This window comes from Bacillus sp. JJ1127, assembly GCF_036965845.1.
In the GTDB taxonomy this organism is placed as follows: domain Bacteria; phylum Bacillota; class Bacilli; order Bacillales; family Bacillaceae_G; genus Bacillus_A.
Genome location: NZ_JBALQK010000050.1, coordinates 5,781 through 12,950, shown reverse-complemented (window position 1 = coordinate 12,950; position 7,170 = coordinate 5,781). Strand labels below are relative to the sequence as shown.

The 7,170-nt window shown below is 39.2% G+C and carries 6 protein-coding genes; 5 read left to right on the top strand and 1 reads right to left on the bottom strand.

From position 1 onward, the window contains the following. Positions 1-28: 28 nt before the first annotated feature. Positions 29-985, bottom strand: coding sequence for a class I SAM-dependent methyltransferase (locus V7183_RS06795; RefSeq protein WP_097897651.1), 957 nt, complete (start codon positions 983-985; stop codon positions 29-31). A 198-nt stretch (positions 986-1,183) separates the two neighbouring features. Here V7183_RS06795 and hutP point away from each other — a divergent pair, with 198 nt between their 5' ends. The 5 genes from hutP to hutG all read left to right on the top strand — a co-directional run bounded on the left by hutP (position 1,184) and on the right by hutG (position 7,144). After that, complete coding sequence (gene hutP, locus V7183_RS06790; RefSeq protein WP_335359031.1) at positions 1,184-1,624, top strand: hut operon transcriptional regulator HutP; 441 nt, start codon at positions 1,184-1,186, stop codon at positions 1,622-1,624. 102 nt (positions 1,625-1,726) lie between these two features. Beyond that, entirely contained in the window at positions 1,727-3,244 is a 1,518-nt protein-coding gene (hutH, locus tag V7183_RS06785) for a histidine ammonia-lyase (protein ID WP_335359030.1), read from the top strand. A gap of 22 nt (positions 3,245-3,266) precedes the next feature. After that, positions 3,267-4,925 (top strand): urocanate hydratase, encoded by a 1,659-nt coding sequence (gene hutU / locus V7183_RS06780; protein ID WP_097897649.1) that lies wholly within the window; start codon positions 3,267-3,269, stop codon positions 4,923-4,925. A gap of 12 nt (positions 4,926-4,937) precedes the next feature. Next, complete coding sequence (gene hutI, locus V7183_RS06775) at positions 4,938-6,209, top strand: imidazolonepropionase (protein WP_335359029.1); 1,272 nt, start codon at positions 4,938-4,940, stop codon at positions 6,207-6,209. Next, positions 6,188-7,144, top strand: a complete 957-nt coding sequence (gene hutG, locus V7183_RS06770) for a formimidoylglutamase (protein ID WP_097897647.1) — start codon at positions 6,188-6,190, stop codon at positions 7,142-7,144. The genes hutI and hutG overlap by 22 nt, the downstream gene beginning before the upstream one ends. Positions 7,145-7,170: the final 26 nt, after the last annotated feature.

Genomic DNA, 7,170 nt, shown 5'->3' with positions numbered 1-7,170 from the left:
GATTTAGAGATTATATTATAAGATGAATTTATGCTGATTTTGTACAACGATAAATAGCAAGTGTTTTTGGGTCACGCCATACTCCCCCATGAAGAGATAATTCATTTTCTATTTCGATTGTAAGCCATTCCTTCATTTCTAAATGAAGGTGAATATCATCAGGTATGTTTAATGATGGGAACATACTAGCGATATAATTGACAATAGGCGTCGCGTTATGGAATACAAGTGAATTATGAATGCTTGTTTCTTCTACAGTTTGAAAAACAGATTGTAATAGTTGTTTTCCATTCTCTAAACAAAATGGAGTAGCTGTTGGTGATTTTTCAGGTAAATCGAATGCAGCTAACATTTTGTTACACATCTCATCCATACGGGGTAATGAGATCTGGGAATTTGTTGTGGCTAGGAATCTGCCTCCGGGACAAATTACTTTATGAAATCCTTGAATTGTTTTTTCAACATCCGTCATGTGATACAGCATATGTCTTGCGATTATCCAATCATAAGAATCAGCTGGGAAAGGAAGTTTAGTAGCGTCTCCAAGTTTCCATTCAATATTTACATGTTGTTTTGCTGTATTCATAGCAGCTTCTCGCAGCATAGTTGTAGATTGATCAAGACCAGTGAGATGTCCCGTATGACCGTTTTTTTGCAGTAGTGCAAGGAATTTTCCATTAGCACATCCAACTTCTAATATCTTTTCCGTTCCTTGTAATTGTAGATAATCTATTACAACTTCATCTAAGTCTACTCGTTTTTCCTCATATTTTTTATGAGTATCGATCCGTGTTTGCAGATGGTTACTTACAGCGTATTGCCTTTTTACATCATCCATCTTTTCTAATTCCACCTTTACACAAAATTGCTGAATAGCATGTGTTAAAATATCTGTTTTATTTAGACCTTCATAATGAAGTGCTGCTTCAAATCTTTCTAGTAATCTTTCGTCAATTCGAAAATGAATATCTTTTCTCTTAACCAATTTTGGTTCCCCCTTACAGCTGTTAGTGAGACTATAGCATGCTTTAAAAATTTCTGTAAATAAACTGTGTACACAACAGTAACAGAGTATTAAAAAAATTCATTCAAATAATCGTTTAAACTATTGACGATTAAAACGTTTTCATATATTCTTAAATTAAGTAATATTCAAATAATTTATAAGAAATGAGAGAGTCGCATGCTTCTTCAAGGAACACATCGAATTGGTCGTATGGCCATGTTGTTGGCGCTTGCGGATGAGAATGAAAGTCCCGTACTATCCATTCCAAAAGGTTGGAAGTATTGTACTGGAAAAGTTGGTTCTATGAATTCGCAAAAGGTTGTCGCAGCAATGGAAACAGCGGCTAAGAGCAACCAAGTTATTGAAACAGACGTTTACAGAGAAACGCATGCACTTTATCATGCAATCATGGAAGCGTTGTACGGAGTAACGAGAGGTCAAATTCAGTTAGCAGACGTTCTTCGTACAGTAGGTCTTCGGTTTGCGATTGTGCGCGGTACACCATACGACGGCGAAAAAGAAGGCGAATGGGTTGCTGTTGCACTTTATGGAACGATAGGTGCGCCTGTAAAAGGATCTGAGCATGAGGCGATTGGTTTAGGAATTAATCACATATGATTTGCCCATAGTCTATTAGTTAGAAGGGGGCCTTGCTTTTTGGGACAGAAGTCTGTCTTAAAAAGGTAAGGTCCCCTTTTGCTTTTTTAAGGAGGAACAATAATGATTACGTTAACAGGACATTCATTGACAGTAGAAGAAATGAAACGATTGTTGTTTGAAGGGGAAGGAGTAACAGCTTGCCCAAACAGCATGAAAAAAGTAGCAGAGTGCCGTGAAGCTGTTGAAAAAATCGTAGAAGATGGAAAGGTTGTTTACGGTATCACAACTGGTTTTGGGAAGTTTAGTGATGTATTTATTCAAAAAGATGATGTAAAAGCACTTCAACATAATTTAATTCAATCACATGCATGCGGGATAGGTGATCCCTTCCCGGAAGAAGTGTCCCGTGGGATGTTAATTTTACGAGCTAATACGATGTTAAAAGGGATATCTGGTGTTCGTCCTCTTGTTGTCAATATGCTATTAGAGTTTGTGAATCGGAAAATTCACCCGGTTATTCCGCAGCAAGGTTCATTAGGTGCGAGTGGTGATTTGGCTCCATTATCTCATCTTGCTCTCGTTCTATTAGGAGAAGGTGAAGTGTTTTATAAAGGGAAACGTGTTCATGCGATGGTAGCTCTTACGGAAGAAGGGCTAGAACCAATTGAATTAGAAGCGAAAGAAGGTCTTGCATTAATCAATGGTACGCAAGCGATGACAGCACAAGGAATTCTTTCTTATATAGAAGCTGAAGCAATTGCTTATCAATCAGAATTAATTGCATCGATGACAATTGAAGGGTTACGCGGCATTATCGATGCATTTGATGAAAATGTTCATAAAGCTCGTGGATACAAAGAACAAGTAGAAGTTGCTAAGCGTATCCGAGCTATTCTCCATGATAGCAAGCTTGTCACAAAGCAAGGGGAACAACGCGTACAAGATGCATACTCGCTTCGCTGCATCCCGCAGGTGCATGGTGCTTCCTGGCAAGTTTTAAATTATGTAAAAGAAAAATTAGAAATTGAAATGAACGCAGCAACAGATAACCCGCTTATTTTTGATGGTGGAGAAAAAGTAATTTCTGGTGGGAACTTCCACGGACAACCAATTGCTTTTGCAATGGACTTTTTAAAGGTTGGAATGGCGGAACTTGCGAATATCTCTGAGCGTCGTATCGAGCGTCTTGTGAATCCGCAATTAAATGATTTACCACCATTTCTAAGTCCAGAACCAGGACTTCAATCTGGTGCAATGATTATGCAATATGCAGCAGCGTCACTCGTTTCAGAAAATAAAACGTTAGCGCATCCAGCAAGCGTGGATTCTATTCCTTCATCAGCTAACCAAGAAGATCATGTAAGCATGGGAACAATTGCTTCGCGTCATGCACATCAAATTATTCAAAATGTAAGACGTGTTCTTGCAATTGAAATGATTTGTGCAATGCAAGCGGCGGAATATCGTGGTACCCAAGAAATGAGTACAGTAACGAGGGCTTTTTATCATCAAGGTCGTCAGCACGTGCCTTCCATTACAAACGATCGTATTTTCTCAACAGATATTGAAAATATTGCGCATTGGTTAAAAATAAGTCGCTGGACAATGGAACGAATGGATGTAAATGCGGCACTATAAAAAAGAAAAGGGAGAGATTGAAATGGAAAATGTAAAACAAACAATTCGCGCGCCAAGAGGAACAGAATTACAAACAAAGGGCTGGATTCAAGAAGCGGCACTTCGTATGTTAATGAATAATTTAGATCCTGAAGTAGCTGAAAAACCAGAAGAATTAGTTGTATATGGCGGAATTGGTCGTGCAGCTCGTAACTGGGATAGCTATCATGCGATTGTTGATTCGTTAAAAACATTGGAGAGTGATGAGACATTACTCGTTCAGTCTGGAAAACCTGTTGCGATTTTTAAATCACATGAAGATGCACCGCGCGTCCTTCTAGCAAACTCAAACTTAGTACCGAAGTGGGCAAATTGGGATCACTTCCGTGAACTTGAGAAAAAGGGCCTCATGATGTATGGACAAATGACAGCAGGTAGCTGGATTTATATCGGCACACAAGGGATTTTACAAGGAACATATGAAACATTTGGAGAAGCAGCACGTCAACACTTTGGTGGTTCATTAAAAGGTACATTAACACTTACTGCTGGTTTAGGTGGTATGGGCGGAGCGCAACCTCTTGCTGTTACGATGAACGGTGGTGTTGTAATTGCGATTGATGTTGATAAACGTAGTATTGACCGTCGTATTGAGAAAAGATACTGCGATATGTATACAGAATCTTTAGAAGAGGCACTAGCTGTTGCGAAAGAATACAAAGAAAAGAAAGAACCAATCTCAATTGGATTATTAGGAAATGCTGCAGAAATTTTACCGGAGCTAGTAAACCGTGGTATTACACCAGACTTAGTGACAGATCAAACGTCTGCACACGATCCGTTAAACGGCTATATTCCAGCAGGGTACTCATTAGAAGAAGCAGCAAAACTTCGTAAAGAAGATCCAGAGCGTTACATACAATTATCAAAAGAAAGTATGAAAAAGCATGTAGAAGCAATGCTTGCAATGCAGGCAAAAGGTGCAATTACATTTGATTATGGTAATAATATTCGCCAAGTTGCTTTCGATGAAGGATTAAAAAATGCATTTGATTTCCCAGGATTTGTTCCAGCATTTATTCGTCCATTATTCTGTGAAGGAAAAGGGCCATTCCGCTGGGTAGCTCTTTCAGGTGATCCAGAAGATATTTATAAAACTGATGAAGTGATTTTACGTGAGTTTGCGGATAACGAGCATTTATGTAACTGGATTCGTATGGCACGTCAGCAAGTTGAATTCCAAGGTTTGCCATCACGTATTTGTTGGCTTGGTTACGGGGAGCGTGCAAAATTTGGTCGTATCATTAATGAAATGGTGGCAAGTGGTGAATTGTCAGCACCAATTGTTATCGGTCGTGACCATTTAGATTGTGGATCAGTAGCTTCACCAAACCGTGAAACAGAATCGATGAAAGATGGTAGTGATGCAGTAGCAGACTGGCCAATTTTAAATGCATTAATCAATAGTGTAAACGGTGCAAGTTGGGTATCTGTACATCACGGCGGAGGAGTTGGCATGGGATATTCACTTCACGCTGGAATGGTTATCGTTGCTGATGGAACAGAAGCAGCGGCAAAACGTATTGAACGCGTATTAACTTCTGATCCTGGTATGGGTGTTGTTCGTCACGTTGACGCAGGATATGACTTAGCTGTTGAAACAGCGAAAGAAAAAGGCGTTAATATTCCAATGATGAAATAAGGAGGAAGAAACATGCTGGACACTTTACTAACAAATATCGGTCAATTGCTAACAATGGATCAAGAAGATGGCTTGTTAAGACGGGAAGCGATGAACACGCTTCCTGTTATTGAAAACGGAGTAGTAGGTATTGAAAATGGAGTTGTTACTTTCGTTGGAACAGCTGAAGAAGCACAAGGCTTACAAGCAAAAGAAATCATTGATTGCGAAGGGAAAATGGTTTCTCCTGGGCTAGTTGATCCTCATACACACCTTGTATTTGGTGGATCTCGTGAAAATGAAATTGCTCTTAAATTACAGGGAGTTCCATACTTAGAAATTTTAGAGCAAGGCGGCGGTATTCTTTCGACTGTGAATGCGACGAAGCAAGCTTCGAAAGAAGAACTTGTGCAGAAGGCGAAATTTCATTTGGATCGCATGTTATCATTTGGCGTGACAACAGTGGAAGCAAAGAGTGGCTACGGATTAGATGATGAAACAGAGTGGAAGCAATTAGAAGTGGCGGCGCAGTTGCAAAAAGAGCATCCGATTGACTTAGTGTCAACATTCTTAGGAGCACATGCTGTTCCAAAAGAATATAAGGGAAGATCAAAAGAATTTTTACAATGGATGTTAGATTTATTACCAGAGATGAAGGAAAAACAATTAGCTGAGTTCGTTGATATTTTCTGTGAAACAGGTGTATTCTCTGTAGACGAATCAAAAGAATTCTTATTAAAGGCGAAAGAGCTTGGTTTTGACGTGAAAATTCATGCGGATGAAATTGACCCGCTTGGTGGTGCAGAAGCAGCGGCAGAAATTGGTGCGGCATCAGCAGATCATTTAGTTGGGGCATCTGATAAAGGAATTGAAATGCTTGCAAATTCTAATACAGTTGCAACGTTACTCCCAGGAACGACTTTCTACTTAAATAAAGAAAGTTTTGCTCGTGGACGTAAAATGATTGACGAAGGTGTAGCGGTTGCTTTAGCAACAGACTTTAACCCAGGTAGCTGCCCGACTGAAAATATTCAGCTTATCATGAGTATTGCAATGTTGAAACTAAAAATGACACCAGAAGAAGTTTGGAATGCTGTAACGGTTAACTCAGCTTATGCAATTAATCGTGGTGATGTTGCTGGGAAAATTCGAGTTGGACGTAAGGCAGATCTAGTTTTATGGGATGCATATAATTATGCGTATGTACCGTATCATTACGGAGTAAGCCATGTAAATACAGTATGGAAGAATGGTAATATTGCATATACAAGAGGTGACAAATCGTGGAGCAAGGCCACTATTTAAAGAAAAATGCAAAGTTTATTGATCGTGAAGTAATGAAATGGAGTGAAATGGTTAAAAATTGGGATGAGAGTGAAGAAATTTTTGGTGCAGCATTAATTGGTGCACCGCTCTCAAAGCCGTCTATTAGTCATTCAGGCGCATGTTTTGCACCCAAAACCATTCGGACAATGCTAGATGCGTATAGCACATATGCAATTACAGAAGAGCATGATATGAAAGAAAGCGTTTTGTATGATTGCGGTGATATTACGATGCATGTGACAGACATAAAAGAAAGTCACAATCGTATTGTTAAGACGCTCGGTCACTTGACGAAAGTAAATCCACAAATGGTACCAATTGTTCTTGGTGGCGATCATTCTATTAGTTTTCCTAGTATAAGTGGTTTTGCAAGTAGTAAAGGAAAAGTTGGCATTATCCAATTCGATGCACATCATGATTTACGTAATTTAGAAGATGGAGGACCGTCTAATGGGACGCCATTTCGTAGTTTACTAGAGAATGATGTGATTACAGGAAAGCAGCTTGTTCAAATTGGTATACGCAATTTTTCAAACGCGCGAACGTATCATGAATATGCAAAAGAGCATGGTGTAACGGTATATACAATGAAGCATGTTCGAGAGAGAGCGATGAAAGATATCATTACAGAAAGCATTGAGATTTTACGTAGACAAGGCGTTACAGCTATTTATGTTTCTGTAGATATGGATGTATTAGATCAAGCATTTGCACCAGGTTGTCCAGCAATTGGCCCAGGTGGTATGGATAGTACAACTTTACTTGATGCGATTACAGTACTTGGTCAAGAACCGCTTGTTCAAGGTATGGACATTGTAGAAATTGATCCAACGCTAGATTTTCGTGATATGACGAGCCGGGTAGCTGCTCAGGTTATTATGAGTTTTCTTCTAGCAAGAGAAACGATTATATAAATCCATGTTAATTTTTCGACATCTAA

Bases quoted from the DNA above. Each gene is read 5' to 3' on its own strand.
- hutP (WP_335359031.1), top strand. From the start codon at position 1,184: ATGCTTCTTCAAGGAACACATCGAATTGGTCGTATGGCCATGTTGTTG.
- hutH (WP_335359030.1), top strand. From the start codon at position 1,727: ATGATTACGTTAACAGGACATTCATTGACAGTAGAAGAAATGAAACGA.
- hutU (WP_097897649.1), top strand. From the start codon at position 3,267: ATGGAAAATGTAAAACAAACAATTCGCGCGCCAAGAGGAACAGAATTA.
- hutI (WP_335359029.1), top strand. From the start codon at position 4,938: ATGCTGGACACTTTACTAACAAATATCGGTCAATTGCTAACAATGGAT.